Genomic DNA, 25,978 nt, shown 5'->3' with positions numbered 1-25,978 from the left:
CAAACCCCGGCGCGGGGATGTTTCCGGTGGCCCTGGGTGTTGCCCTGCTGGTGGTGGCCATCGCGGTGCTATGGTCCGAACACCCGGAGCGGGCTGGGGCGGCGGGGGCCGTCACGGCACCTCCGACGCCTGCCGGCGAGGCGCGGCCGCATCCCCTGCCCCGCCACCTGCTCCAGTTCTTCGTCACAGTGGCCCTGTATCCGCTCGCCATCCGCATCGCCGGTTTCGAGCTGGCGACGGTGGTGGCCCTGCCAGCCATGTCCCTGGCCATGGGCGAACGACGACCGCTGTGGCTTCTGCTGCTGGCAGCAGGTGGCGCCACGGCCACATACGCCATCTTCCGTCTGTGGCTGGCCGTGCCCCTCCCCTAGCGATTTGCTGACGAGAATGCTCGTGGACAGAAAGGAGGCCGCAAGCCATGTCCAGAGTCGCTGTCATCGGGATGGCACTCTCACTCATGCTGGCAATGCCCTCTTCCGTGCTCGCCGCCGGTTATCCCGATCGGGCGATCACGCTGGTCGTACCCTTTCCTCCAGGAGGGGCCACCGACATCGTGGGTCGCGGCATCGCTGAGGCGGTAAAGAAACACCTGCCCCAGCCCGTGGTCGTGGTAAACCGGGCAGGGGGTGCGGGTACGGTGGGAGTTTCGGAGGTGGTTCTGGCCAAGCCGGACGGTTACACCATCGGCCTTGGTGCTGTGGCCATCCTAACCGTGCAGCCGTACCTCTCTCCTTTACCCTACAAGAACCCGGGTGACATTACCCCCATCCTGAAGCTGGTCAACCTGCCTGTTGTCCTCTTCGTTCGTAGCGATGCGCCGTGGAAGACAGCCTCGGAGCTGCTGGAGTATGCACGCGCGAACCCCGGGAGGCTTCGGGTAGGGGTTCCTGGTATTGGCACGATCCTCCACCTAAACCTGGAACAGCTCAAACTGCTGGCCCGGGTAGACATGGTGACGGTACCTTTCGAAGGGCCCCGTCAGGTGGCCGCTCTGCTCGGAGGGCACGTAGACCTCGCTCTGGCTCATCCCGCAGCCATCATGGGGTACGTGGAGGCAGGCAGGATCCGCGTAATCGGTGTCTTTCAACCGAATAGGAATCCGCGATTTCCCCAGGCGCAGACGTTCAGGGAGCTGGGCTACGACATCACCCGGGGCGTCTACTACTTCCTGTTCGCTCCCCGGAACACCGTCCGAACCGTTATCATCGTGCTCCATGACGCCTTCAGGAAGGCGCTGAGTGAGCCTGCCTTCGTCGAGCTGGCGCGGAAGGCGGATTTCGAAATCGACTACCAGCCGCCGGGGGCGCTGACGCGAGAGCTTTGGGCCTCGTTCGAGGAATATGGCAGGCTGGTGGAGTATCTGGGCCTGAAGAAGTGACCCAAGCCCCTGAGGGAAGCCGATGAACGTCACCCTGATCATCGCCGACACCCTGCGAGCCGACCACCTGGGTTGCTACGGGAACCCGTGGATCCGCACGCCCACCCTCGATCACCTGGCCACGGAGAGCATTGTCTTCACGCGCGCCTACCCAGAGGTGTTGCCCACAATCCCGGTGCGCCGGACCCTGCACACGGGCCGGCGCACGTTTCCCTGCCGGGATTGGTTTCCGCGTAAGGGCGATACGGTTCGGGTCCCCGGATGGCAACCGATCCCGGAAGAAGAGGTCACGCTCGCCGAGATCCTCCAGCACGAGGGGTACCGGACGGCATTGATCACGGACGTCTTCCATATGTTCAAGCCCTCCATGAATTTCCACCGCGGCTTCGACGAGTGGCGCTGGATCCGCGGCCAGGAGCGGGACCGTTACCGTTCAGCTCCTCCAGAAGTCGACGTCGACCGGTACCTGAACCCAGCTATGCGCGGGTCTCGCGCCGAGATCATCCTGCGAGAGCACTTAGCCAATACCCGAGACCGACGGCACGAGGAGGACTGGGCAGCACCTCAGGTCTTCCGAGAAGGGATCCGCTGGCTGGAGGAAAACCGGGACGCTGAACGATTCTTCCTTGTGCTGGACGTGTTTGACCCTCATGAGCCGTGGGATCCTCCCCAGTGGTACCGGGACCTGTACTATCCAAACTACACGGGCCGCGAGATGATCATGCCCATGTACGGGGAGGCGGACTATCTGTCGCCCGACGAACTGCGCTACATGCGGGCCTGCTACGCCGCAGAAGTGACCATGGTAGATCGCTGGTTGGGCCATTTCATGGGAGCTCTCCGAGATCTCGGCCGGCTGGAGGACACTGCCGTGATTTTCGTCTCGGACCACGGGCATCAGCTGGGCGAGCACGGCCTGGTTGGCAAGGTGCCCCGTGGACTCTACCCTGAGCTCATGCACGTGCCTTTTCTCCTGCGGCATCCGGAAGGCCTGGGGGCGGGCCGCCGCGTAGATGCGTTCGTTCAGCACCACGACCTGCCCCCGACCATCCTGGGCCTGCTGGGTGTACAACCTCCCTTACCCATGGATGGGATTGACCTCACCCCCCTGGTCCGTGGCCAGGATCGCCGCACGCGCGAGTATGTGACGTGCATCTTCAGGGACTACGTGTGGACCATGGATCGGGAATTTGCCCTCATAGCGAGGCGAGACGGAGGCGATATGCACCTCTTCGACCTGGCTAAGGATCCTGAGCAGCGTCTAGACGTCGTCGACGCACACGGGGATCTGGCTCGCACGCTGTGGGAGCGTATCGTGGCGGACGCTGCGGGAGAAATCCCGGACTACACGCACCTGCTGAGCCCAAAGCCAGGGGCATGGTACCAGATCTGAGGTGGCCGCCGGGTGCCCGACGCTCGGGCCCACCTGAGGCAGGTGGATATCTCACATCAGGGCGGGCCGAGGCACCCCGAAGGCATCGCCCATGGCGAAAACATCCCGGGCTACGGAAGGATCTAAGAGTAGGCCACTTTGCAGGTTCGCTGCCTCGGCGGCGAACTCTCTCTCGCCCGGAAGCAACACCCGATCCACGCCTTCAGCCGGGCGGAGGTGGCGCAGTGCTTGCACCATTTCGCGCATCCGCCGGCCGTATGCGGGAAGTTCCGACACCTGCTTCAGATCCATGGCCAGGTAGAACTGTCCGATCCCTTCAGGTCGGTCGAAGTCGTAAGCCAGGCGACCGATCTCGTGTCGGGAGCAGGCTCCTCCCACCAGGCCACAAAGGATCTCCACGAAGATGGCAAGGCCTGACCCCTTGTACCCGCCAAACGGCAGCAGCATCGCCGCTCGCCCGGGCAGATCGGTGGGATGCCCCTCCTCATCCAGGGCCCATCCCAAGGGAATGCGCATGCCGCGGTCGCGCGCCAGGTTGATCGTCTGTCGGGAGACTACGCTCGTCGCCATATCCAGAAGTATTGGGAAGCCATCCTCACTCGGCGCAGCTAACGCGATGGGGTTCGTGCCTATCGCCACCTCCCTGGCGCCCCATACGGTCATGGTAGGAGCCGCGTTGCACAGCACACAGCCAATCATCCCCTTGGTGGCAATTTGCCAGGCGTAGTACCCGGCGGCACCAAAGTGCGTAGCGTTGCGTACCCAGACCGCCGCTAGCCCGTAAATGCTGGCGCGTCGGGTGGCCTCCTCGGCGGCAAGGGATCCCAGCACCGGGCCGAAGCCAGAGCCGCCGTCGAGCACCACCCAGCAGGGGCCCTCGCGTACCCGAGAGACGGACGCTGGAGAGCGAACGAGCCCCGCCTGAAAGCGCTTTGTGTATATGGGCAGCAAACGGACACCGTGCGAGGTGATCCCCTTGGCCTCAGCCCAGACCAGCGCGCGGGCAACCTCCAGGGCCTCGCCAGCTTCCACGCCAGCGGACCTCAGAAGCGCCGCACAATAGCGCTCCAGCTCGTGAACCTCCACACGTATGTGGGCCTGGTGTTCAACCATCGGCTCGCTCGGGCGCACTACCCGCCATGTGGGAGGCTTTGCCCGTGTCCAGCGCGGCCCCGTGCGATCCGAACAACGGCAGGTACCAGCGCGACGACCGCAGTCACCACGAGGAAAACAGCGGCGAGGGGCCTCAGGAAGATCGCCAGCGGGTTGCCATAGAGCATTAGAAGTGACTGCCGGGCATAGACCTCGATGAATGGTCCCAAGACGTAGCCAATCACCAAGGGAGCCGCCGGCAGATCTGCTTTGCGCAACAGATAGCCCAGGGCCCCTGCGGCCAGCATCACCCAGACATCAAACAACCGATTGTTGATGGAGTAGGCACCAACCACGGAGACAACCATGATGATGGGCATCAAGATCCGTGGAGGCGTGCGGATGATGCTGGCGAAGGCGGGAACCAGGGGGAGGTTCAGGATGAGAAGCATGGCGTTACCGATGTACATACTGGCCACCAATCCCCAGAAGACGTCCGGGTGTTGGATCATAAGCAGCGGCCCGGGTGTCACACCATGAATCATGAACCCCCCCAGCAGCATGGCGGTCGCCGGCGCAAAGGGAAGCCCCAGGGCCAGTAGAGGGATCATAGCCCCCGAGGTGGCGGAGTTGTTGGCTGATTCCGGGCCGGCCACACCTTCTATGGCTCCCCTCCCAAACTCCTCAGGATGACGAGAGAGTCGCCGTTCTATCGCGTAGGAGGCGAACGAGGCCATGACCACGGCCGGTCCGGGAATGAGGCCGACCAGAAATCCAAGCACACTGCCGCGCGCGATGGGCTTGGCCGACCGCCTCATCTCCAGCGCCGAGGGATAGAGATGCCGCCAGCGCACCCGCGTCATCTCCACCGTATACGGCCTGGACACTACCGCCAGAATTTCGGCAAGGCCGAAGAGTCCCATCACCAGGGGTGCAAGTTCGATCCCGGTGCTGAGCTGGAGCACGCCGAATGTGAACCGGTTGATGCCTGACATAAGGTCCATGCCAACAGTTGCCAGAGCCATTCCCACGAATATCATGAGCAAAGAGGCGATGGCTGATCCTCCTGTCAGCCGGCTCAGGAGCACGAAACCCAGGACGCTCACGGCGAGGAACTCCGGAGGACCGAAGGCCAGGGCGGCGTTGGCCAGGGCAGGAGCGAACAGGGTCAGGCCGATCAGTCCAAACGTGCCTGCCACGAACGAACCGATGGCAGCTACGGCCAGCGCCGCTCCCGCACGTCCTTTGCGCGCCATCTGGTAGCCGTCGAGCGTGGTCACCACGCTCGCCGCTTCCCCGGGGAGATTGATGAGAATGGACGTGGTACTTCCCCCATACATCGCCCCATACCAGATCCCCGCCAGCATGATCAGCCCGGCCCGCACGTCCAGGCCGAAGGTGTATGGCAGCAGCAACGCCATAGCCCCAATCACGCCGATGCCCGGCAGCACACCGACTACCGTACCCACGACGACGCCAATGAACGCGGCCAGGAGGTTGGCAGGCGTGGCCGCAACCGCGAAGCCGTGGAGCAGGCCCTGGAAGACGCTCACGGCAGCGGCACGCCGAGGAGGCGGCGAAAGAGCAGGTGGCTCGCGGCTGCGCCGAGGACGCCCAGCAGGACCAATCGCATAACGCCCCGTTCACCCATGGCGAAAGACATCCCCGCGAGGGCTGCGGCCGTGGCGACTTCGAATCCTACGGCGGCAACTGCCATCGGGTAGAGAACGGAGACACCAGCAAATGTCAGCATGGTGCGATCCATGAATGGCGTCCGCGGCTGGTCGGCGGGCAAGGCGTGGGGATGGGCGGGGGATCGTGCCCTGATCACTTCCACCAGCAGCAGAGACAGGGACGTGACCAGCAGCGCGATCCCCACCAGAAGCGGGAACAGGCCGGCACCCGGATTCGTCAGGTTTCCGAGCCTGTAGCTCCGGGCCGCGGCGAGGTAGAGAGCAGACAGGATGGCAGCAACAATGGCCGCTGAAGCGTGAGGGCTAAGACCCCGCCTTGACCTCACCGAGTTCAACGCTCCCCGATTCCCAGCATCCGCACCACATCGGCATAGACCCTGTTCCAGTAGCGGATACGCTTGTCCGTGTCCTCCGGTCCCAGATACTCGATGGTGTACAGAGTCTTCTTGGCCCAGTCTCTCATCAGGGGTTCGTTTAGCGCCCGCTTGAACCTATCGTGGAGATACTTTCTCACGGATTCGGGGGTCCCCTTGGGAACCACGATGAAGTTATAGACCTCGCCGGTGATGTTGTAACCGAATTCCTTAAAGGTAGGCACCTCCGGGAACAGAGGGTTGCGCGCCTCCGAGAAGACACCCAGTGGACGGATGCGCCCCGCCTCGGCCTGGGAGATGTAGTCGTTGTAGTGCTGCGCGATGGCTTCCACGTGCCCCCCCAGCAGTTGTGCCACGGACATGGCACCGCCGGTGGTAATGACAAAGGTCACACTCACCTTGGCCCAACCCGTGAGCAGAACGGCGTTGAGATGCGGGATGGTACCCACACCGGGGGCGGCGATGCGAATACGTCCCGGCTCCCTGCGGGCTGCCTCCACGAACTCCTGTGGCGTCCTCCAGGGAGCATCAGCCCGCACGCCGATGGTGGTAGGATTTCTTCCCAGGTGAATAACGGGAATCATGTCATCGATGGTGTAGGGAACCTTGCGCAGATGTGGCTGCACCGCGACGACGGCTATGGCCTGGAGAAGCAGCGTGTACCCGTCGGGCGCAGCGTTGACCAACTCGGCGGTGGCGATTGTCCCTGCGCCTCCGGGACGATTCACCACCACCAACGGTTGATCAAAGTGCGGTTTTGCCGCCTCGGCCAGAGTGCGCGCCAGCAGGTCCGTGGCGCCCCCCGCCGGCCACCCAACCAGCATGGTGATCGGCTTCGCAGGGTAGCGGGGGGCCTGAGCGCTCACCGACCCTCCCGCCGCCAGAACGACAGCGACGATCAGGAAGAAACCTGCTCGCCGGTACATAATTGGCACACCTCCCCACATCCATGTCAGGCCGTCCACATCACGATCCGGTAGGCGTCCCTCGCTGGAAGACAAGCATCTTCACGTAGGGCTCGGACCGCATCTCGATCCTCTTGAATGCCTCAGGCACCTCATCCAGAGGCAGACGGTGCGTAATCAGCGGCCGGGTCCGGATGGCACCTTCGGCCATCAAGCGCAGGAGCCCCGGGAAGATGTTCGGCCCCGCCAGGGTTCCGGTGATGGTGATCTCGTTGCTGGTCACCGCCGCCAGGTCCAGCGCGGGCACCGGCTCGTGGTAGATGCTGATGACCACCATCCGCCCCCCCGGACGCAGCAGGCGCAGTGCGGGGGCCACCGCGGCGGTGTTGCCCGAAGCCTCGATCACCCCCTCGACCTTGCCCCCGCAGAGGTCCAGGGGGGCCTGCACCACGTCCTGGCGATGGCGGTTCACCGTGGCGTGTGCGCCCAGCTCTTGGGCCAGCGCCAGCTTCTCGTCATGCGAGCCAATCATAACCACCCGGCCGGCGCCGGCGGCCCTGGCCGCCTGCAGGGCCAGCAGGCCCAGCGTACCGTCGCCCACCACTACGATGCGGTCCCCGGGCTGCACGCCCAGCCGCCGTACGGCGTGTACCGCGCAACTGGCCGGCTCGGCCAGGGCGGCCTCCTCCAGGGAGAGCCCGTCGGGGATGCGGTAGACGTGGTGCGCCGGCATCACCAGGTACTCGGCCAGCGCTCCGTCCTTGCGAATGACCCCCACTGAGCGGCGATTGGGACAGATGTTGTACCGGCCGGCTTTACAGAACTCGCACACCCGGCAGGAGATGGTCACATCGCCGGTGACCCGGTCCCCCGGAGCGAATTCCGTCACGCCTTCTCCCACCTCCTGGACAATGCCGGACCATTCGTGCCCCAGGGTCTGAGGCAGAGGGATGAGGCCCAGGGCGATGAAGGGCATCCGGCCGGTGTATATCTCGATGTCCGTCCCGCAGATTCCGGTGTACGCGATCCGCACCACCACCTCGCCGCGGCCGGGGCGGGGCCGCTCCACCTCCACCACGCGCATGTCCCGCGTGGCGAACAGGCGCGCCGCTCTCATGGTAGGCATGCTCACTCCTCCTCGATGACAACAGCGCGCACCGGCGTCCCGTCGGCTCCCTGCAAAGGCAGGGGGAGCACACACAGCATCCCCACGTGCTGGGCCAGCGCCGTCAACCCGCACAGGCCCTCCACAATGGCCACCCCAGCTGACAGCAGGATCCGGTGCACTGCCGCATTCTCTCCATGACTGAGCGAGGGCATGTCCACGCCCAGCAGGCGGACGCCCCGCTCCACCAGCCATGCGGCCGCCTCCGGCGCCAGCGACGGATAGGCACTGAAGTACTCGGGCTTGCCATGCATCCGGTCCCAGCCTGTCGCCAGCAGCCAGCGGGGGGCGGCGGCGGCGCGGGCGGCCTCCGCCAGGTCCGTAGCCGTGATCTGCCCGGGCTCGGGGCGGCCTTCCAGGTGCAGGACGTCCGCGGGGCCCACCAGCACTTCCAAGGGCAGGCCCTCCACGCCCACGCCCTCCGTCAGCCAGTGGCGCGGTGCGTCCACATGTGTGCCGATGTGGGAGGGCAGCCGGATCTCAGTAACCCACCAGCCGCGCTGTGGAGCCGGCTGCCAGAGGCGCACCACAGCCGGCGGAAGGCCGAATCCCGCGGCAGTGCCGTCGGCCAGCGACAGCGTCAGGTCCAGGACCTTCATCGCCGCCCCCGCCGCAGGTGGACCGGGACCCGGGTGAAGGCCTGCGGCAATACCAGGATCCGGGGAACGGCGCCGACGATGCGCTCCGCGCGGCGCAGGGCGTCGGCAAAGGTGGCTACCGGCACGCACCCCACGGCCCGGGCGTAGCCGGGGGCCCGCGCCCCCACGATGAAGATGCGCTCGGCGTAGCGGTGGGCGACGGCACCCATGTAGACCATGGAGAAAGCATGGAAGGGGTGGTAGGCATATTCTGCCCGGTACTTCCACACCAGCCGCGGGTCGGTGCAGATCTCCTCCTCGAAGGCGCTGACCTCGGCCAGCTCGTTCACCTGGACCAGCCGCTCGAATACCACCCGATAGCTGGGGAACCAACTGTCGTTGAACCAGCCGTCGCACAGGGAGGCGGCGATGACCACCACTCCCTCCCGCAGGACATCGCGATGCCTGACAATCTGTGCGCCGATGGCCTGCAGCATCAGGATGGGGTTGGTGCCCATCCCCGGGCCGTAGTGGAACGAGCGTGGCAGGCCAAAGACCACCACATCGAAAGGCTCGGCGATGTCCAGAGGAACGTCCGTACGCCGGGAGGCCAGCGGCCAGGAGGCCGCCTGCACGGCGTCGGGAGCGCCGGCAAAGACACCGAGCACCTGGGAGTCGGTCCCCAGCACCGCATCCACGCAGAAAAACCGCTTGCCCATCCCCCGTTCAATGGCCCGGCCAATGGCGTCGAACTGCCGCCGCATTTGGCTGTGTTCCACGTTCACGGGCACGAAGTCGGAGCGGAGCATGGTCCGCGGACTGTGGTGACCCCGGATCGACCGCCACGTGGTGATGCCGGTAGCCGCCATCTTGTAGCCCCCGCTGTACCCTCCGTAGGGATTCCCCTGCGTGTGCCCGATCAGGATGGCCAGGTCGGCCTCGGCCACCAGCCGGTTTACCTCCACCAGATCGCCGTGCTCGGTCGTACCCAGGGCGGTGATGCCCGCGGGATCCTCCGCGTCGTGCATCAGCAGGCGATCCGGCCAGAAGGCCTCGACAAGCGGGCGGCCCAGGTAGTGGGCCAGTTCTTCGTAGGTGTTCTTGCGGTGGAGCCCCATGGCGCACAGCAGGACGATGTCTGCAGGGCGTACGCCCGCACGCTCCAGCTCCTCGATGATGATGGGGATGGCTACTTTCCGGTGCGCCCGGTCATGCGCCCCGCCCTTGACCCGATCGGGGAAAGCGATAACCACCCGGCTGCCCGGGCGCACCAGCTCCCGCAGCGGCGGTAGCCCCAGCGGGGCCTCCAGCGCGCGCTGGGTGGCCTCCGCCGGATCCACCTGCGGTGGGTCCTGGTGGGAGCGGCCGGGCCAGAAGACCAGAGCAGAGTCCGGGACCTCCACCCTCACGTGTCCGTCGCCGTACTCCAGCGGCACCGTTAGCATGGGTGTCTACCCCCGTGCGGGCGTACCTCTCGGCCGCTCAGAGCCTCCAGGACCTTGACCACCGCGCTGCTATCCTCGGCCTCGTACCCCCGGGCGCGCGCCATTTCCAGCAGGACGGCGGTTGCCGGGGTGACGATGGTGGGCGCCCGCGCCGCCGCCGCCATCTCCAGAGCCAGACGGACGTCCTTGTGCAGCAGCCCCAGGCTGAACGCGGGGGTAAAGTCCCGGCTGAGGATCTTGGGGCCGAGCTCGCGGAAGAGGTTGCTCACGGTGGCCGCGCCGCTGTCGGCCACGGTGCTGAGGAAGACCTGCGGGTCCATTCCCAGCGCGGCGCACACCGCCAGCACCTCGGCCGTCACGGCGTTGATGGCCGAGAACATCATGTTGTTCAGCAGCTTGACGATGTTGCCCCAGCCGCTGGGTCCCACATGGATCAGCCGCGACGCCAGGACCTCGAGGACGGGACGGGCCCGCTCCAGGTCGGTGGCCGCTCCACCGACCGGCAAGGTCCACCGGCCGCATGCTGGCGGCCGGCCCAGCACCGGCGCGTCCAGGTAGCCCACACCGCGCTGCGCCGCCCGGGCCGCGTTGCGCCTGGTTGTCTCGGGGTCCACCGTGCTCAGGTCCACGATCAGGGAGCCCTCTGGCGCTCCGGCCAGGATCCCGTCCTCAGCGGCCACCACCCGGTCGACGTCTGCGGGCATGGGCAGGGACAGGAGCACGATACCGGCCTGCCGGGCCACCGCTGCCGGCGAGGCCGCTACCAGCGCACCCGCCTGAGCCGCCCGGCTCTCAGCCTGAGGTGAGATATCCCGGGCCACCACGGTGTACCCTGCCGCAATCAGCCGCTCCAGCATACGACTGCCCATGGTGCCTACGCCTATCAGTCCCACCGCGGAGCGTGCCGGCATCGTCCTCACCAGGCAATCCCCAGCTCTTCAATGATCTGCCGCAGGCGGGCGGCATTGGCCGCGGCCATGGCGCGAACCTCCTCGGTGATCGGAGGCTGGGGCAGCCGCGTCTGCCCCGATGCCACGCCAAACTCCGCCAGAAGGGCATGCCACATGGAGACGGCTCCCGGCCCGCCGCAGAGGCGAAACACCTCCCCCGCCCGGCGCTCCAGGGCCACGGCCCGCCCCCAGTCTCCGTCTCTCACCGCTGCGTAGAGGGCGTTGTAGAACTGCGGCAGGACGTTGTTGGGCCCGCCAATGAACCCATCGGCTCCATCGACCAGCGCAGCGAACAGCAGCGACGGGACGGCGGTGAAAACCGTCAATTGCTCCCGGTTGGCGCGGAGCAGCACCTGCTGAAAGGCGTAGTAGGACAGGCCCCCGTCCTTGTACCCGCGAACGCCGCGCTCGGACAGCTCCAGGACCTGGTCAGCGGTGAACTCAAAGTGGGAGTGCGCCGGCTGATTGTAAGCCCACACCGGCAGGCCGGTGACATCCAGCAGGCGGTCGTAGAATGCCCGCACCACCGGCCAGGCGGGCCTGTAGTAGTAGGGGGCGACGGCGGCGACGGCGTCGGCCCCTGCCTCCTCGGCGTGCCTGGCCAGGTCGGTCGCTTCCCCCGGGTTGATGGTCCCCACGTGAACTATGGTCCTAAGGCGACCCCCCGCGGCCTCAATAGCCACCTCGACCACCCTCCGCCGTTCCTCCGCTGACATCCCCGGCCCACTGCCCAGGGACCCGCACAGGAAGAGCCCGTCGCTGCCTTTATCCACGTGGTAGGCCACCAGACGCCGCAAAGCGTCCTCGTCTATCGTTCCCTCGGCAGTGAAGGGAGTGATCAACGCAGGATACATGCCGTGCAGGCGTGGCATGGTGTCACCTCCCTTGCGCCGGATGCGCCTCGGGGTTCAAGAGATTGGACGGCAGCTCGCCTCTCAGCACCGCCAGCGTCGTCTCCACCGCTGCCTCCTCCATCCGGGCGATGGCGTCGGTGCTCAAACCGGCCGCGTGAGGAGTCATTACCACCTGGGGCAGCCGGGCGAGGCGCCAATCCGCCGGAGGCTCGGGATCGGTCACGTCCAGCCCCGCCCCCGCCAGGTGCCCCGAGGTCAGCGCGTCATACAGCGCGGCCTCATCCACCAATCCGCCCCGTGCCGTGTTGATAAGGTAGGAGCCGCGCTTCATCGTCCGAAGAGCCGTCGCATCGATCAGCCTGCGGGTCGCCGCAGTCAGGGGAACGTGCAGCGTGACCACATCGGCTTCCCTGAGCAACGTCCTCAGGTCGACCAGGGTAATCCCCCGGCTGGTGACGAACGCCTCGTCGGGGGCGATCTCGCAGGCGACCACCCGCATTCCGAATGCCCGCGCCAGATCGGCCACCTCGCGCCCGATGCGCCCCAGGCCCACAACACCCAGGGTCCGGCCGCGCAGTTCCGGCCCAGGCTCGGGAACCCACTCACCCCGCTTGGCCCGGGCATCCTGCAGCGGCAGTCGCCGCAGCACCGCCAGGATCAGTCCCATGGTGTGCTCGGCCACGGCCACGTGGTTGGTGGCAGGCGTGATGGCCACCAAGATGCCCCGGCGCGTGGCAGCCTGGAGATCCACGGAGTCGTAGCCGACGCCGAATCGACAGATGAGGCGGAGCGCCGGCGCTGCCTCCATGAGGTCGGCCGTCCAGGGCTCCACGCCTGCAATCACGGCCTCCACGCCCTCCAGCAGGCCCCGGAGCTCATCCTGTTGCGGTGGACGGTTCCGGTCGGAGGGGTAGCGCAGGTGGTAACCTGCCGCCTCAAGGCGCCGAGGGGCTGCACCGCCCATCCGCCCGAACATGCGCGCCGTCACCAGGACGGTCGCCCGGGGCATGCTTCACCCCCCTGGCTGCTACTTGGTCCGCAAGTAGGCCTGGATGTATGACCCCTCCACAATCTTGCTGGCATCAATGGCGCTGCGGATGATGCCCTCCCGCAGCAGGAAGTCGCCTACCTCCTGGATCATCCGCTGCGCGCCGCCGCCTGGCAGCAAGGACAGCTCAAACTTGGGATCCACCAGCTGCTCCAGTCTGACCACCGGGTTGATCTCCACGATCCGCTTGGCGATGGCCTCTGTCACGCCGAGGTTTTCCGCCGTGGCCTTGATGGCCACCGCAGGATTCCGCCGGAACTCCTCCAGCGCCTGGTCCACGGCCTTGAGCAACAAGAGCACGCCCCGCGGGTTGCGCTGCACCCACCCCACGCGGGCTACCCAGTGGTCCGATGTGTTGAGCCCCACATCGTGGCTGCGCACGATTACCCGCCCCCCGGCCTCCTGCATCCTGGAGATCCACGGCTCCCAGGCATAGGCGGCGTGCACGTCGCCCTTAGTGAACGCGGGGGTCATGGCCGTCACGTCCATGTGGATCATGGTCACGTCCGCCGGGGTGAGGCCCGCGCTCTGCAGCGCCTTGATCAGCCCCAGGTGCGCGCTGGTACCACGCATGTAGGCAATGCGCTTCCCCCGCAGGTCCGCCAGCCGGGTGATGCCGCTGTCCGGTCGGGCAACCAGCCCATCGGCGTAGCTGCTGAGGATCTGAATGTAGAAGTTTCGATAGTCCAGGCCCTGGGAGGCGCCGACGACCATGCCCGCCGTCCCGAACAGCCCCACGTCCACACTCTCGCTCTGGAACGCGGCGAACTGCGGGGGCCCTGCGGTAAATCGGGTGTACTGGGGTTGCAGCCCCACGCGCTCGAAGATCTTCAGGTCGCGCGCCGTGTAGAAGATGACCGCGTTGTAGGGCTGCCAGGCAATGCGCACCACCAGCGGCGGCTGCGCGCGCCCCGGCAGGGCCAGTACCGCAGTCAGAACCATCACGCTTAGCGCCACAGCAAGGCGCCTGTTCATGTTCCACCCCCTTTGGGATTCCCTCCGGCATCCCCTCCGGAGGTTTGGCTGTGCTCCTCCGGACGCAGCGCCCGGAGGAGTTCGTACTTCAGCCGTGCGAACTCCGCCGTACCGATCAGCCCCACGGTCCTGGGGTAGGCAAACGGCACCGTGAGGCAACCCTGAATCCGCCCGCCGCGGCCCATTATGTAGATGCGGCCGCAGAGAAAGAGGGCTTCCTCCGGGTCGTGGGTAACCAGCAGGATGGTGGGATGGTACAGTCCCCATACCTGCAGCAGCAGCTCCTGCATCTGGCTGCGCGTCTGCGAGTCCAGGGCCCCGAAGGGTTCGTCCATCAGCAGGACCTCTGGCCGGTTCAGCAGGGCGCGGGCCAGCTGCACCCTCTGCTTCATCCCCCCGGAGAGCTGGTGGGGGTAGTCGTGCTCCCGGCCGGAGAGGCCTACAGCCTCGATCAGGGCGCGAGCACGGGGGATATACTCGCGCGGGTCCTCTCCCCGGTGGCGGGGCCCGAAGACGATGTTGTCCCAGACGGTGAGCCAGCCGAAAAGGGCAGGGAACTGGAAGACCATCATCCGGTCCGGACCGGGGCGGCCTGCAGGTTTTCCGCCGATGGTGATGCTTCCCTGATCCTGCCGGTCGAAGCCGGCGATCAGGTTGAGCAGGGTGGTCTTCCCACACCCGCTGGGCCCCAGCAGGCCGACAATCTCTTCCGCATAGACCTCGCAATTCGCTTCCCGCAAGGCCACCACCGGAGAGGACCGCTTCGAGGCCGGCGGGAAGATGCGACCGACGTCTCGCACCACGATCTTGGCGGCAGGAGGCGCCTGCGTAGGTACGGTGGCTACTTCCCCGCCCAATGGAGGAGCCTCCGGTCGAAAAAGAGGGTGATGATCTCCAGAGTCACCCCGATCAGGCCGATGATGATGATGCCGATGTACACATTGGGCACCCGGAAGAACGTTGTGGCGTCCATGACCATGAAGCCCAGGCCGGCCTGCGCGGCAATCAGCTCGGCCGCCACCACGATGGCCCAGCTCACCGCCGTTGCCGTCTTCACCCCGGTCATGATGTGAGGCAACGCTGCCCAGAAGATGACGTGGGAAAACAGTTGCACGCGGTTCAGGCCCATGTTCTCACCGGCCCGGATCAGGTCGCGGGGCACCGTGCGCACCCCGGCGGAAGAGTTGAGCACGACGTAGTAGAGGGCAGCCAGGAAGATGAGGGCAACCTTGGAGAACTCGCCGATCCCGAAGTAGAGGATCATCAGAGGGATGAAGGCGATGGGCGGGATGGGACGGAGGAACGAGAAGATCGGCGAGAGGACGGCGTGAGCGGCCGGGCTGTACCCCATGAGCAGTCCGACGGGCACACCCACGGCGATGCCCAGGCCCAGGCCGGTGAAGGTACGCAGCAGGCTGGCCCACAGGTGCTCCCCCAGCGGCTTGCCGGCGTAGCCCTTGAGGAGCAGCAGCCGGAACTCCGCCAGAAGCTGGCCCGGGGAGGGCAGGATGAAGGAGGAGACCCATCCCCACGTCGTGGCCACGTACCATAGGAGGAGGATGGCTCCCACCGTCCCCCAACTGATCAGGGAATAGCGCAGCCTCTCTCCGTCAACTCTGCGTGGGCGGGCGGCGGCCACCGTCACCCTCCGTCGGGAGCGGCAAATTCCCGCAGCGCCGCCTCTTGCACCTCCACCCCGATCCCGGGCCCGGCAGGGACGGCCACGGCGCCCGAGCGAGGGTTGAGCACATCACCCAGGAGGGCCTCGCGCAGGGGATCGGGGTGGGCGTCAAACTCCAGCAGCTGGCAGTGGGGCAGAGCCGCCGCCAAGTGCACGGCGGCGGCAAAGGCGATGGAGCTTCCCCAGCAGTGGGGCGAGACGGCCACGCCGTGTGCCGAGGCCATGGCGGCTACGGCCATGGCCTCGGTGAGCCCGCCGCACCGTCCCAGGTCCGGCATGACCACGTCGACGGCTCGTGCCGCAATCCATGGGGCAAAGCCCTGTCGCGTGGAGAGGTTCTCGCCTGCAGCGATGGGCAGCGCCGTGGCGTCGCGCACCCTGCGGCACCCTTCCAGATCATCGGCCGGCACAGGCTCCTCGATCCAGAAAATGCCGGCTGAGTCACACCGCCTGGCCAGGGTGATCGCAGCCTTCGCGTCGTAGGCCCCGTTGGCGTCCAGGAGGAGGCGTACCTCCGGTCCCACGTGGTCGCGGATGGCAGCCACACGCACGGCATCCTCCTCCACCCCCATTCCCACCTTGACCTTGATGGAGCGGAATCCCCGCGCCACGAACTGCCCGGCAACGTCCACTGCCTCATCCAGGGAGGAGAAGTAGACGCTGGCGGCGTATGTGGGCACCTGGTCGCGGACGCCACCGCCGAGCAACACGACCAGCGGGACGTCCAGGGCTCTGGCGGCCAGGTCCCACAGGGCGAGATCGATGCCGCTGACGGCCGCTACCAGAGGACCTGTGGGGCCCTCTTCCCTGGCTCGGGTCATCAGGGCACGGGTCAGCACGTTCCGGGCCAGCGGATCGGCCCCGAGGACGAGCGGAGCCAGATGGCGAACTGCAGGGACCAGAACTGTCGGGGGTCCCATGCACTCCCCGTACCCGACCAATCCGTCGTCGCACAGCAATCTGACAATCGTAGACTGGCGGACGGAGAGGGGCTGCCTGCGGGCACTTCCTCCAAGCGGCCAGTTCAGACGGGCCGCAAGGTGGAAAGCCTGGACGGCGGCGATTCGCCTCCTGCCGAGCGCCTCAGACATACCGCCGGGCGGGCCCGGTTCTGGGATACGGGCTCCCTCGTACGTCGGTGGCACCATCGAGTCGGGCGGGCTTCGTTACGCCTTCCAGCATAAGACATTTGCATGTAGAATTCTACATGTAGATATTACGGCGGCCCCCCTCCGGATGCCTCCGTCCAGAGGCATCGCCGCCCGGCAGGAGCGGGAGCAGGGTCTCCCGGAAGGGACGCATTTGAACGCATGACAGGCGATAACCCCGAACCGATCCAGGGCCTTCCTCCTGTCGAAGTGCTACCCAGCCTCAGCGAACGGGTTTATGTCGCCCTCAAGCAGTCCATTGCCGAGCAGAAACTCAAGCCCGGTAGCAAGCTCAGCGTGCCCAGGCTGGCAGCCGCGCTGGGCGTGAGCCGGACGCCGGTCAAAGAAGCCCTGGAGCGGCTGGCGCAGGACGGGCTGGTGACAATGCTGCCCAACCGCGGCGCTTACGTCGCCATCCTCCGCTGGGAGGACGTCAACGAGATATATCAGATGCGGGAGATGCTGGAGGGCCTGGCTACCCGGCTGGCGGCTGACCGCATGGACGACGAGCTCCTAAGACGGCTGCGCGACCTGCTGCAGCAGGGTGAGAGCGCTGTCCGCCGCCGGGACATCGACGCCCACATCAGGATTGACCTGGAGTTTCACCGGCTGATCCGCGCGCGGGGTGGTAATCGCCGCCTCGTCCGCGCCCTGGACAACCTCCAGGACCAGATCCGGATCGTCTTCCGCACCTCCGCTACCATCCCCGGAAGGATGCCCAAGGCGCTGGAGGAGCACCGGCGCATCCTGGCTGCGCTGGCTGCAGCGGACCCGGATCAGGCCGAGCGGGCGGCGCGGGATCACGTCCGCCGCATCCGGGAAGCGGTCCTGGCACACATGCGGGCGGCGGAGGGTGCGGAGAGGCCTCTGGCCGACTCCCACTAGCTGATCGGCTGCTCATCCGCCGGTGCGGGCAGGTCGGACGCCTGTCAGCGGGAAACGAGGAGAAGCATGATGACATCCCAGGCATGGGTGGCCACGGCCATCCTGGGGGCCGCCCTGGCCGCCTTCGCATGGGGCCGGGCGCGCCCGGAGGTCATCGCCATGGCGGTGGTCGTGGCCCTGGCCCTCACCGGCGCGGCAACACCGGCCGCGGCGTTGGCCGGGTTCAGCGACCCCACGGTAGTGACCATCGCCGCCCTCTACGTGGTCAGCGCCGGGCTGGAGCGCACAGGGGTCGCCGTCCTGGCCGCGGACTGGCTGCTGCGCGCCGCGGGCCCGGGGGAACACAGGCTGACCGCAGTACTGATGGCACTGGGCGGTGTCCTCTCCGGCTTCATGAACATCGTCGGCGCCATGGCCATGCTGATCCCGGTGACCCTGGCGGTCTGCCGGCAGACAGGCCTCAGCCCCTCCCGCCTGCTGCTGCCGCTGGCGATTGGAGCCCGGCTGGGCGGAGCGCTGACCCTCATAGGTAAGCCTTCCAACCTCGTGGTCAACTCGGTGCTGGTGCAGGCCGGAGAGCCCCCGCTGGCTTTCTTCTCCTTCTTCCCGGTGGGGGTATCGCTGCTGGTCGCGGGGATCGTCTTCATGGTGCTGGTCGGCCATCGTCTCCTGCCGGCTGGCCCCTCGGCCACGGTCACACCCACCGGGATCCCACGCCTGACGTTGCGGGAAGCCTACCGGCTGCCCGAGCGCCTGTTCCTGCTGCGACTGAAGGATGGCTCTGCCCTTGGAGGCCGATCGCTGGCGGAAACCTCGCTGGGAACCAGTTTCGGCATGACTATCCTCGCCATCGAGCGGGGGAACCGGCGCATCCACGGGCCCTCGCCAGACGAGCGACTGCTGCCTGGGGACTGCCTGGTGGCGGAAGCCCGCCCCACCGACGTGGCCCGGCTCTGCGAGAGTGGCGCGGTGCAGGCGGAACCTCTCCAGCATACAGAGGACGACATGCTGGAGACGGAGGACGTGGGTCTGGTCGAGGTGGTCATCGCCCCCCGCTCGGACCTGGCAGGGAGCAGCCTGCGGGAGCTGGAGTTCCGCCAGCGCTACGGGCTCACGGTGGCGGCCATCTGGCGCCAGGGGCAGCCGCGGCGCACCTGGCTGGCGGAGCTGCCCCTGCAATACGGCGACGCCCTGCTCCTGCTGGGACCGCGCGACCGCATCCGTGCCCTGCGGCAGGATCCCAACTTCATCTCTCTGGATGAACCCCTCACCCCTCGGCGGTCACGCATGGGGCTGGCAGCGCTGGCCGTGGTGATGCTGATCGTCCTGGGAACGTCGCAGGTCCTCCCTCTCAGCCTGGCCGCGCTGCTGGCAGCGGGAGTCGTGGTGCTGGGAGGATGCATTAGCGCCGAGGAAGTTTTCCAGGCCATAGACTGGCGCACGGTGATCGTCATCGGGGGGCTGATCCCTCTGGGCATGGCCCTGCACACGACGGGGGCTGCAGCGGCCATTGCCCAGGCCATTCTTCCCCAGGGCGGTGCCGGCCCTGTGGTCTCCCTGGCGGCGGTCCTGCTGGTAGCCGTGGTCATCGGGCACTTCGTCCCCAGCGTCCCCACCACCATCGTGGTGGCACCCATCGCCCTCAGCGCGGCGGCGCCCAGCGGTACCTCACCGGTGCCCTTCATGATTACGGTGGCCTCAGCCACCTCGGTCACGCTGCTGACGCCTATCAGCCACCCGGCCAGCCTGATGGTCATGGGACCCGGCGGCTACCGGCTGGGCGACTACGCGCGCCTGGGGGCGCCCCTGGCCCTGCTGCTGGGAGCGACGCTGTTGGCGGTGGTCTCCCTGGTCTGGAAGGTGTAGGTTGTCGGAACGCCTCCCGTGTCTTTCCTTATTCCGAAGCATCCGCCCGGACGTCTCATCGGGTCTGGTCTTCAGGCGCGGAGGTACTTTTCAGCTGCCGCAGCACCGCGCTTTGGAGCGGGACGCCCGCGGCCTCCATGGCCAGGAGGGCAGCCCCGATGGCTGGAGGAAAGATGGGAGGACGCAGCCGGCAGCGCAGGGCGTGCTTGCGCAGAGCCCGGCGCAGGGACTTCCTGACGAGCTCGCCTGCGGCGAATACCCCACCCACCGTGAAGAGGTCGAAGGATTCCTCCCTCATGTCCAGCCTGCGGGCCACCGCCGCGGCCAGGTCAGCGAGGGCCTGTCCTGCTGCACCCAGGATCCTCCGGGCTACAGCGTCGTGGCTTGCCGCAGCCCGGGCAACCAGCGGCACCAACGAGGCCAGGAGGACCCGGCCCCCCTCCCCGTAGACCGCACGGCGGATGGCCGGCCAGTCGCCCAGTCGCTCCGTAATCAGGGGGAGCAGGCGGGTGTGCGGACCGCGCCCGTCGCGCGCCTGCAGCACCGCCCTTAGCGCCGCCTGCCCGATGCTGACGCCCCCACCGTGATCGTCGATGAGAAAGCCGTATCCCCCGGCGCGCGCCGTCTGTCCGCGGGCATTTCGGCCAAATGCCACCGATCCCGTCCCGGCGATGACCATAATGCCTGATCCTCCCGCTGCGGCCCCGGCGAAGGCCACCTCCACGTCCCAGGTGACCCGGATAATGTCTGCCCGCACGACTTCATGCACCATCCGCCTGGCCAGGCGGGCCTCGGGCGAGTCTGGTTCCAGCCCGGTGAGTCCGGCCACGATGGCACGCAGCCTCCCACGGCAGCGGGATGCGGCAAGGGCCGCGTCCACAGCATCTCGCAGCGCCCGGCGAGTCTGCCGGCGGCCTGCCGGCCGGTACAGGTGGTCCACCGGACCGGCGTGGCCGCTAGCGTGGACGCGTCCGCTGCTGTCGACGACAACGCACGTCGTGGAGGAGGCCCCGCCATCGATGCCCATGAACAGATCACGCCGCATTGCGGTCAGGGAGAACGCAGCGCCGCCAGGAACAGCTCGGTGAGCATCAGGGGGTCGGTGATCGCCCGCCCCACGACCACGGCAAAGGCGCCTGCGCGCAGGGCGGTCCGGGCCTGGTCCGGACGGCGGTAGCGCCCTTCCGCCAGCACGGGAACCTGGAGTTGCTGCACCAGGGCCCGCACCAGGTCCACGTCGGGTTCTTCCGGCGGGGGTTGGAAGGTCGTGTAGCCCGCCAGCGTCGTAGCCACAGCATCTGCTCCCTGCCGGGCGGCCCAGAGGCCCTCATCCAGCGTGGCCACATCGGCGAGCACGGGCCGGTTCAGTTCCTCGTGGATCGCCCCCAGAAGATCCTCCAGGCGTTCGCCACCGGGACGGGGCCGAGCGGTAGCATCCACAGCGATAATATCGGCACCTGCTTCGGCTACCGCGCGGGCGTCGGCAAGGGTGGGCGTGATGTACACGGGCGTGTCCGGGTGAAAGACCTTGCGCAGGCCGATGATGGGAAGGCCGATAGCCTGACGCACCGCGCGGATGTCGGCTTCACCGCTGACGCGCACGGCCACGGCCCCGCCGGCGCAAGCGGCCCGAGCCAGAGCCGCAATCATCGTGGGGCTGCGCAACGGGTGCCCGGCCCGGGCCTGGCAGGAGACAACGAGCCCCCCGGCCAGCGGGCACAGTACAGGGTGAACGCGAAGCATGGCTCAACCTTTTACGGCCCCAGCGGTCAGACCGCGGATGAACTGGCGTGATAGAAGGGCGTACAGCACCACCACGGGCACGGCGGCCAGCGTGAGCCCGGCGAAGAGCGTCGCCCAGTCCGTGTAGTACTGGCCGAAGAAGGCCGTCATCCCCAGGGGGAGGGTTTTTCGCTGGTCAGACTGGATGAAGACCAGGGGGAAGAAGAAGTCGTTCCACACGGGAATCAGGTTGTAGACGGCGACGATGACCAGAGCCGGACGGACCAGAGGCAGCATGACCTGGACGAAGATCCGCCACTCCCCTGCGCCGTCGATGCGCGCCGCGCTGTCCAGATCCGCAGGCAGGGTGCGGAAGAAACCGGTGAGGATGAAGACGGCACTGGGCAGCCCCGAGGCGGCGTAGATCAAGATCAGCGACCACAGAGTGTCCAGCAGGCGCAGGTTGCGCATCAGGATGAAGAGCGGGATGACGCCCAGGCGGATGGGGAGCATCAGACCACTGAGAAAGTAGAGGTAGAGCAGGTCGCTCCCGCCGAAACGGAACCGTCCCAGGGCGTACCCAGCCATGGCACCCAGCGCCACGATCAGGAGCACCGAGGCCATGGTAACCAGCACGCTGTTTTGAAAGTACTGGGCGAAACGCGCCTCTACCCATACGCGCGTGAAGTTGTCCAGGCGCCACTGCTGGGGAAGCCCGAAGGGGTTCCGAAAGATCTCCCGTGTGGTCTTAAAAGAGGAGAGGATCATGATGGCCATGGGGGCCAGGACCAGGACGGCGTTGCAAAGCAGCAGGATCTGGACAAACGGAGTCCAGCGCCAAGGCAGCCTCACGCGTACTCCACCTCCCGGCGTCGCAGGTGGACGGCGGCCACAGCCGAGACGGTCACCAGCAGGACGAACATGATCACCGCGATGGCCGATCCGATACCGATGTCCTGCAGACCGGTGTCTACCTCACCAAACGCCGTGCGGTAGAAGAGCAAGCCCAGCACGTCCGTGGACCGGTTAGGGCCGCCGGAAACTCCCTGCATCACGTAGGGCAGCTCGAACCAGTTGAAAGATCCGATGAAGGTGAGCAAGACGATGATGGTCACTGCCGGGGCGATCAGGGGAAAGATCACGTGGCGGAAGAGCTTCCACTCCGTGGCTCCATCGATCCGCGCCGCCTCCAGGTAGTCGCTGGGAATCCCCTGCATCGCCGCCAGGAAGACCAGTGTGGGGAAGCCGAGCCACCTCCACGCATTGACCAGGATCAGCGTGAACAGTGCGGTCTGCGGATCGCCCAGCCAGGGTCGGGCCAGGCTACCCAGGTGGGCCATAACCAAGACCCTGTTCACCACTCCAAACATCGGGTTCAAGAACAGCAGCCACAGGAAACCCACGATCACCAGCGAGAGGATCACCGGCAGGAAGAAGACCACACGATAGAAGCGCTCCCCGCGGGGGCCGCGCGCCAGCAGCAGGGCCAGCCCCAGCGCAGTGACGTTCTGGATGGTCATCGTCATCACGAAGACCAGCACGTTGTGCCAGAAGGCGTTGCCCAGCAGGCGCGGGTAGGGGAAGGTGTGGAAGAGGCGGACGAAGTTTCCCAGCCCGATGAAGCCCCGCCGTCCGATCCCCTCCCAGGCGAACAGGCTGTAGCCCAGCGCGGAGAGGATCGGGTATGTGACGAAGAGGGCGAAGAGCAGCAGGGCGGGACCGATGAAGAAAGCGAGCCACAGGCGCCGGGCCGCGCGCAGGCTCAACTGCCGCCGGCGACCGGGCCGAGGCCACGCCGCCGGCGCAACCACTGCTCGGGCAAGCTGGCTCGTGCCCGCTCGCCCGTTCCCCTCAGGAGCACGTCTGGAAGATCTCACATGATGCGGCCGGGGAACCCCAGAAGTCCCGGAGCGGATTCTTGGGCCGGCTAGCGTCCCCTGAAGGGCTCAAACCAGCTGGGCAGCGCCGTGGTCACCTCGTCGCCCACCTGCGCCGGGGTCATCCGGCCGGCCATCATCGCCTGCAGTGCACTCTGCAGCAACGTGGAGCCGGTCGGCGCCTGCCAGCGGAAGCCCACCAGCATCATGTAGGGAGTGGCCTTACGGTTCAGGACCTGGACCTGCTTCAGCACCGGGTCTTTCACCACCACGCCCGGGACCGCGGAGAGCTGGGCCAGCAGGTCGGTGAACATCTGTCCGAACTCCGTGGTGGCGGTAAAGCGGATGAACTTCACGGCTTCGGCCATGTGGGGGGTCTTGGCGTTGATGCCGTAGTTGCCGTCAGCGAAGGAGGAGACCCATGGCGTCTGCGTGGGCTTCTCCGGTGGCCCGGCGAAGACGCCGAAGTCCAGGGCCCGGTTCTGCGCTTTGAAGAAGCCTATCTCCCAGGACCCTCCGATGAACATGGCGGCCTGCTCATTGATGAACAACTGCTGCATGGTAGCGTAATCGACACCCATGAAGCCGGGGGGCATGTAGGGACGCAGTTCCAGCATCTTTGCCAGGGCGTTGGTGTAGGCAGGGTCCCGGAAGGTGGTGTGGCCGCGGATGACCGCCTCGTAGAAAGCGGTGCCCCCGTAGAAGTTCGGAGCCACCACCCCCGAAAGGACCTCCAGGGTCCATCCGTCCTTTCCCCCGTTGGCCAGCGGCAGCACCCCATGGTCCTTCAGGGTCTTCATCACAGCCAGGAACTCGTCCCAGCTCTTGGGGATGGAGAGATTGTACCGGGCGAAGATCTTTTTGTTGTAGAAAATCACCAAGGTCTGCGTGGCAAAGGGGACGCCGTAGATCTTTCCGTCCTTCCGCCCCCGCGCTCCCACCAGGGTCTGCAGGGAGAATCGCTTCAGCTCCGGTACCATCTCTGTATCCAGTGGAGCGATAAACCCCGGAGCGGTAAAGGTCTCCAGTCCTCCGTAGGCGCGGAGATGAACGATGTCCGGGCCCTTCCCTGCGGTGAGGGCGGAGGAGAGGATGGTGTTGTACTCGGTGGCCCGGAAGGGGATGAACTCTACCTGAATACCGGGATTGCGCTGCTGGAAGACCCGAATGATGCGGTCGTAAGCCCACTTGTCCTCGACCCGCCAGCTCCAGAATGTCAGCTTCACCGGCTGCTGCCCGCCCGCACTGCCAGAGAAGGCTACCGTGATCAGGAAGACAGCAGCCAGGGAACACAGGGCCAATCGTCACATGCCCGCACCCCCCCTTTCATGGTGCGCTGGTGATTTCGGTGCCAGACGGGGTGTGTCCTGCGTCGACCTCCCTGCGGCCGGACCGGCAGCATGCGTGCGAAGTGCCAGGGAGCAAGCGAAGGATACTCACGAAATGGTGGAGACGAGCGGATTCGAACCGCCGACCCCCTCGTTGCGAAGAAGCCGAGGGGACTGACAGCGAATAGCAAGGACTGAGAACGAGAAGCGCCGGAATCCGCTTCCCACGCGGGTTTCGGCGCTTCCGCTTCTCACGGTGTCACTCCCTGTCACTCCCTGATTTTCGGTGCCATTTTCGGCCGGCGGTTTGCAGATTGGTTTGCAGATCGGGCCTCGACCCGACCCCCTCCGTTCGGCAAGAGGATCGCGCTTGCGGAACGCCGCATCAGACGCAGAGATTCGTGCGCCCGACCCCTGCGGTCTTTTTCGAGGTCTCCCCGCAGTGCAGGCAGGACGCGGGGATCGGAGGCCTGGTGCAAACCTGCGTGCAAACCTGCGTGTCCGAGGGGTGCCGCTTCCCCGGGGCGTTGCAAACCGACTGCAAACCGTCGCCGCGACGGGCGTTGCACCGCGCTAGGGCTGTCGTCGCGCCCGCAGCAGCCTGGGCGGCCACGTCCATCGCGTCGAGCAACAGCCCCATCGCCTCGGCGAGATCCTCGCTGTCCTGCCACGTGCGGCGGACGTGATGGGCGACCGGCAGCAGGTGGTCCGTGGCGCGCATCAGTGCGTGAACGTCAGGCGTCATGGGCGCTCCTCTAGACTGTCCAGTTTCGGAAGGGTGTGCACACATCAGGCATGAGCGAGGTGGTCACGGTCTTCCCTCCCGGCGACGCCCCAGAACATCTCGGCGGGTGGCCGACCGTGGGTGCGGTAGCCCAGGTGCGGCCGGCGGTAGTTGTAGAACTCGAGGTACCGATCCAGGGCCGCCTGCAGGAACCGCACGTGGGTGAAGAACCGACGGCGGAACTCCACCCGCCAGAGCTCGCTGAGAATAGTGCCCTGCAGGCGCTCCACGAACCCGTTGGTCCAGGCGTGCCGCGGTCGGGTGCGACTGTGGCGGATCCCCCAGGCGGCAGTGGCCTGATCGAACGCTCCGCGGTACTCGCTGCCCTGGTCGGTCAGCACCCGGCGGATCGGCCAGCCTGCCGCCCGGTAGGTGGGCAGGACCCGGGTGGTGAGGAAGCGGGCCGCCGCCTCGGCCGAAAACTCTGTGCCGACTTCGGCAATGGCGTACGAACAGGCGGCGTCGCAGGCCGTGTATTGCCAGACCTTGCCCACCCCTTTGAGTTTCCCGATGTAGAACGTATCCAGGCAGACCAGGTCGCCCGGCTGCTCGGCAGCGAGGTGGGCTGCTCGCCGGCGCTGGGCCCTCGCCAGGGCTCGGCGCGTGCGCTCGGTCAGCAGGCCCGCGGTCTGCGCGCTGTGGACTTCCAACACCGCCAGCCGCTGCCACCGGGTCTGCAGGCCCACCCGGCGCAGAAACCGATAGATCGTGACCGGGGCCAGGTGCCAGCCGCCGGGCTCGGGGCGGGCCAACTGCACAGCCAGCCGCGCCGGACCCCAGGTGGGCTGTGCCAGCGCCAGGGCCAGAATCGCCCGTTCGGCTTCCGCACTGAGCCC

At 66.7% G+C, this 25,978-nt stretch carries 26 protein-coding genes and 1 tRNA gene; 5 read left to right on the top strand and 22 right to left on the bottom strand.

The features are described 5' to 3' along the window. The 3 genes from QN152_11785 to QN152_11775 all read left to right on the top strand — a co-directional run. The coding region (locus QN152_11785; protein ID MDR7540188.1) for a tripartite tricarboxylate transporter TctB family protein at window positions 1–371 on the top strand (371 nt) is incomplete at its 5' end. Window positions 372–418: 47 nt separating this feature from the next. After that, complete coding sequence (locus QN152_11780) at window positions 419–1,378, top strand: tripartite tricarboxylate transporter substrate binding protein (protein MDR7540187.1); 960 nt, start codon at window positions 419–421, stop codon at window positions 1,376–1,378. Window positions 1,379–1,400: 22 nt separating this feature from the next. Next, window positions 1,401–2,771, top strand: a complete 1,371-nt coding sequence (locus QN152_11775; protein MDR7540186.1) for a sulfatase — start codon at window positions 1,401–1,403, stop codon at window positions 2,769–2,771. A 51-nt stretch (window positions 2,772–2,822) separates the two neighbouring features. Here the strand turns inward: QN152_11775 and QN152_11770 are convergent, their stop codons facing one another. The 14 genes from QN152_11770 to QN152_11705 are packed head-to-tail and all read right to left on the bottom strand — an operon-like array spanning window position 2,823 to window position 16,623. Then, complete coding sequence (locus tag QN152_11770) at window positions 2,823–3,884, bottom strand: Ldh family oxidoreductase (GenBank protein ID MDR7540185.1); 1,062 nt, start codon at window positions 3,882–3,884, stop codon at window positions 2,823–2,825. Window positions 3,885–3,901: 17 nt separating this feature from the next. Further along, a complete protein-coding gene (locus QN152_11765; protein ID MDR7540184.1) occupies window positions 3,902–5,416 on the bottom strand; it encodes a tripartite tricarboxylate transporter permease in 1,515 nt (504 codons plus the stop codon). Then, window positions 5,413–5,883, bottom strand: coding sequence for a tripartite tricarboxylate transporter TctB family protein (locus QN152_11760; protein MDR7540183.1), 471 nt, complete (start codon window positions 5,881–5,883; stop codon window positions 5,413–5,415). Before QN152_11760 ends, QN152_11765 begins: the two co-directional genes overlap by 4 nt. A 5-nt stretch (window positions 5,884–5,888) precedes the next feature. Then, window positions 5,889–6,857 (bottom strand): tripartite tricarboxylate transporter substrate binding protein, encoded by a 969-nt coding sequence (locus tag QN152_11755; GenBank protein MDR7540182.1) that lies wholly within the window; start codon window positions 6,855–6,857, stop codon window positions 5,889–5,891. 40 nt (window positions 6,858–6,897) lie between these two features. After that, window positions 6,898–7,962 (bottom strand): alcohol dehydrogenase catalytic domain-containing protein, encoded by a 1,065-nt coding sequence (locus tag QN152_11750; GenBank protein ID MDR7540181.1) that lies wholly within the window; start codon window positions 7,960–7,962, stop codon window positions 6,898–6,900. Between the two features lie 2 nt (window positions 7,963–7,964). Further along, entirely contained in the window at window positions 7,965–8,600 is a 636-nt protein-coding gene (locus QN152_11745; protein ID MDR7540180.1) for a cyclase family protein, read from the bottom strand. Next, complete coding sequence (locus QN152_11740) at window positions 8,597–10,024, bottom strand: lactate racemase domain-containing protein (GenBank protein MDR7540179.1); 1,428 nt, start codon at window positions 10,022–10,024, stop codon at window positions 8,597–8,599. Before QN152_11740 ends, QN152_11745 begins: the two co-directional genes overlap by 4 nt. Continuing rightward, window positions 10,018–10,935: an NAD(P)-dependent oxidoreductase gene (locus tag QN152_11735; protein ID MDR7540178.1), complete on the bottom strand. Its 918-nt coding sequence runs from the start codon at window positions 10,933–10,935 to the stop codon at window positions 10,018–10,020. The genes QN152_11740 and QN152_11735 overlap by 7 nt, the downstream gene beginning before the upstream one ends. Window positions 10,936–10,940: 5 nt before the next feature. After that, window positions 10,941–11,846 (bottom strand): dihydrodipicolinate synthase family protein, encoded by a 906-nt coding sequence (locus QN152_11730; protein ID MDR7540177.1) that lies wholly within the window; start codon window positions 11,844–11,846, stop codon window positions 10,941–10,943. Window positions 11,847–11,850: 4 nt separating this feature from the next. After that, a complete protein-coding gene (locus tag QN152_11725) occupies window positions 11,851–12,837 on the bottom strand; it encodes a phosphoglycerate dehydrogenase (GenBank protein MDR7540176.1) in 987 nt (328 codons plus the stop codon). A gap of 18 nt (window positions 12,838–12,855) precedes the next feature. After that, entirely contained in the window at window positions 12,856–13,851 is a 996-nt protein-coding gene (locus QN152_11720) for an NrtA/SsuA/CpmA family ABC transporter substrate-binding protein (GenBank protein MDR7540175.1), read from the bottom strand. Beyond that, window positions 13,848–14,708 (bottom strand): ABC transporter ATP-binding protein, encoded by an 861-nt coding sequence (locus tag QN152_11715; protein ID MDR7540174.1) that lies wholly within the window; start codon window positions 14,706–14,708, stop codon window positions 13,848–13,850. The genes QN152_11720 and QN152_11715 overlap by 4 nt, the downstream gene beginning before the upstream one ends. Further along, on the bottom strand, window positions 14,693–15,490 hold the full coding sequence (locus QN152_11710; GenBank protein MDR7540173.1) for an ABC transporter permease: 798 nt from the start codon (window positions 15,488–15,490) through the stop codon (window positions 14,693–14,695). Before QN152_11710 ends, QN152_11715 begins: the two co-directional genes overlap by 16 nt. Before the next feature lie 2 nt (window positions 15,491–15,492). Next, window positions 15,493–16,623 (bottom strand): mandelate racemase/muconate lactonizing enzyme family protein, encoded by a 1,131-nt coding sequence (locus tag QN152_11705; protein ID MDR7540172.1) that lies wholly within the window; start codon window positions 16,621–16,623, stop codon window positions 15,493–15,495. A 219-nt stretch (window positions 16,624–16,842) separates the two neighbouring features. Here QN152_11705 and QN152_11700 point away from each other — a divergent pair, with 219 nt between their 5' ends. Together QN152_11700 and QN152_11695 are read left to right on the top strand one after the other, a co-directional pair. After that, window positions 16,843–17,565, top strand: coding sequence for a GntR family transcriptional regulator (locus tag QN152_11700; GenBank protein MDR7540171.1), 723 nt, complete (start codon window positions 16,843–16,845; stop codon window positions 17,563–17,565). Window positions 17,566–17,631: 66 nt separating this feature from the next. Continuing rightward, on the top strand, window positions 17,632–19,431 hold the full coding sequence (locus tag QN152_11695) for an SLC13 family permease (GenBank protein MDR7540170.1): 1,800 nt from the start codon (window positions 17,632–17,634) through the stop codon (window positions 19,429–19,431). Between the two features lie 55 nt (window positions 19,432–19,486). Here QN152_11695 and QN152_11690 read toward each other — a convergent pair whose 3' ends face one another. The 8 genes from QN152_11690 to QN152_11655 all read right to left on the bottom strand — a co-directional run. Further along, on the bottom strand, window positions 19,487–20,476 hold the full coding sequence (locus QN152_11690) for a BadF/BadG/BcrA/BcrD ATPase family protein (protein ID MDR7540169.1): 990 nt from the start codon (window positions 20,474–20,476) through the stop codon (window positions 19,487–19,489). 5 nt (window positions 20,477–20,481) lie between these two features. Then, a complete protein-coding gene (locus QN152_11685; GenBank protein ID MDR7540168.1) occupies window positions 20,482–21,174 on the bottom strand; it encodes an N-acetylmannosamine-6-phosphate 2-epimerase in 693 nt (230 codons plus the stop codon). Between the two features lie 3 nt (window positions 21,175–21,177). Continuing rightward, the gene (locus QN152_11680) at window positions 21,178–22,005 is read right to left on the bottom strand and encodes a carbohydrate ABC transporter permease (GenBank protein ID MDR7540167.1); all 828 of its coding nucleotides are present in this window, start codon (window positions 22,003–22,005) and stop codon (window positions 21,178–21,180) included. Continuing rightward, window positions 22,002–22,919 carry a sugar ABC transporter permease gene (locus QN152_11675; GenBank protein MDR7540166.1) on the bottom strand — a complete coding sequence of 306 codons (918 nt, stop codon included), beginning with the start codon at window positions 22,917–22,919 and terminating at the stop codon, window positions 22,002–22,004. Before QN152_11675 ends, QN152_11680 begins: the two co-directional genes overlap by 4 nt. A 161-nt stretch (window positions 22,920–23,080) precedes the next feature. Continuing rightward, entirely contained in the window at window positions 23,081–24,331 is a 1,251-nt protein-coding gene (locus QN152_11670) for an extracellular solute-binding protein (protein MDR7540165.1), read from the bottom strand. Window positions 24,332–24,474: 143 nt separating this feature from the next. After that, window positions 24,475–24,604: transfer RNA gene (locus tag QN152_11665), tRNA-OTHER, on the bottom strand. Window positions 24,605–24,743: 139 nt separating this feature from the next. After that, window positions 24,744–25,103: a hypothetical protein gene (locus QN152_11660; protein ID MDR7540164.1), complete on the bottom strand. Its 360-nt coding sequence runs from the start codon at window positions 25,101–25,103 to the stop codon at window positions 24,744–24,746. A gap of 44 nt (window positions 25,104–25,147) precedes the next feature. Continuing rightward, on the bottom strand, window positions 25,148–25,978 hold an 831-nt coding region (locus tag QN152_11655; protein ID MDR7540163.1), incomplete at its 5' end, for a DDE-type integrase/transposase/recombinase.

The sequence above is a fragment of the Armatimonadota bacterium genome (assembly GCA_031459715.1).
GTDB classification, from domain to species: domain Bacteria; phylum Sysuimicrobiota; class Sysuimicrobiia; order Sysuimicrobiales; family Humicultoraceae; genus Humicultor; species Humicultor tengchongensis.
The sequence above is the reverse complement of the archived record's forward strand: the minus strand, read 5'-3'. Positions and strand labels throughout refer to the sequence as shown.

What these genes read in the sequence shown, in the direction of transcription:
- QN152_11780 (MDR7540187.1), top strand. Translation starts at nt 419, where the DNA reads ATGTCCAGAGTCGCTGTCATCGGGATGGCACTCTCACTCATGCTGGCA.
- QN152_11775 (MDR7540186.1), top strand. Translation starts at nt 1,401, where the DNA reads ATGAACGTCACCCTGATCATCGCCGACACCCTGCGAGCCGACCACCTG.
- QN152_11770 (MDR7540185.1), bottom strand. Translation starts at nt 3,884, where the DNA reads ATGGTTGAACACCAGGCCCACATACGTGTGGAGGTTCACGAGCTGGAG.
- QN152_11755 (MDR7540182.1), bottom strand. Translation starts at nt 6,857, where the DNA reads ATGTACCGGCGAGCAGGTTTCTTCCTGATCGTCGCTGTCGTTCTGGCG.
- QN152_11750 (MDR7540181.1), bottom strand. Translation starts at nt 7,962, where the DNA reads ATGCCTACCATGAGAGCGGCGCGCCTGTTCGCCACGCGGGACATGCGC.
- QN152_11745 (MDR7540180.1), bottom strand. Translation starts at nt 8,600, where the DNA reads ATGAAGGTCCTGGACCTGACGCTGTCGCTGGCCGACGGCACTGCCGCG.
- QN152_11740 (MDR7540179.1), bottom strand. Translation starts at nt 10,024, where the DNA reads ATGCTAACGGTGCCGCTGGAGTACGGCGACGGACACGTGAGGGTGGAG.
- QN152_11735 (MDR7540178.1), bottom strand. Translation starts at nt 10,935, where the DNA reads ATGCCGGCACGCTCCGCGGTGGGACTGATAGGCGTAGGCACCATGGGC.
- QN152_11730 (MDR7540177.1), bottom strand. Translation starts at nt 11,846, where the DNA reads ATGCCACGCCTGCACGGCATGTATCCTGCGTTGATCACTCCCTTCACT.
- QN152_11725 (MDR7540176.1), bottom strand. Translation starts at nt 12,837, where the DNA reads ATGCCCCGGGCGACCGTCCTGGTGACGGCGCGCATGTTCGGGCGGATG.
- QN152_11720 (MDR7540175.1), bottom strand. Translation starts at nt 13,851, where the DNA reads ATGAACAGGCGCCTTGCTGTGGCGCTAAGCGTGATGGTTCTGACTGCG.
- QN152_11705 (MDR7540172.1), bottom strand. Translation starts at nt 16,623, where the DNA reads ATGTCTGAGGCGCTCGGCAGGAGGCGAATCGCCGCCGTCCAGGCTTTC.
- QN152_11700 (MDR7540171.1), top strand. Translation starts at nt 16,843, where the DNA reads ATGACAGGCGATAACCCCGAACCGATCCAGGGCCTTCCTCCTGTCGAA.
- QN152_11695 (MDR7540170.1), top strand. Translation starts at nt 17,632, where the DNA reads ATGATGACATCCCAGGCATGGGTGGCCACGGCCATCCTGGGGGCCGCC.
- QN152_11690 (MDR7540169.1), bottom strand. Translation starts at nt 20,476, where the DNA reads ATGCGGCGTGATCTGTTCATGGGCATCGATGGCGGGGCCTCCTCCACG.
- QN152_11685 (MDR7540168.1), bottom strand. Translation starts at nt 21,174, where the DNA reads ATGCTTCGCGTTCACCCTGTACTGTGCCCGCTGGCCGGGGGGCTCGTT.
- QN152_11660 (MDR7540164.1), bottom strand. Translation starts at nt 25,103, where the DNA reads ATGACGCCTGACGTTCACGCACTGATGCGCGCCACGGACCACCTGCTG.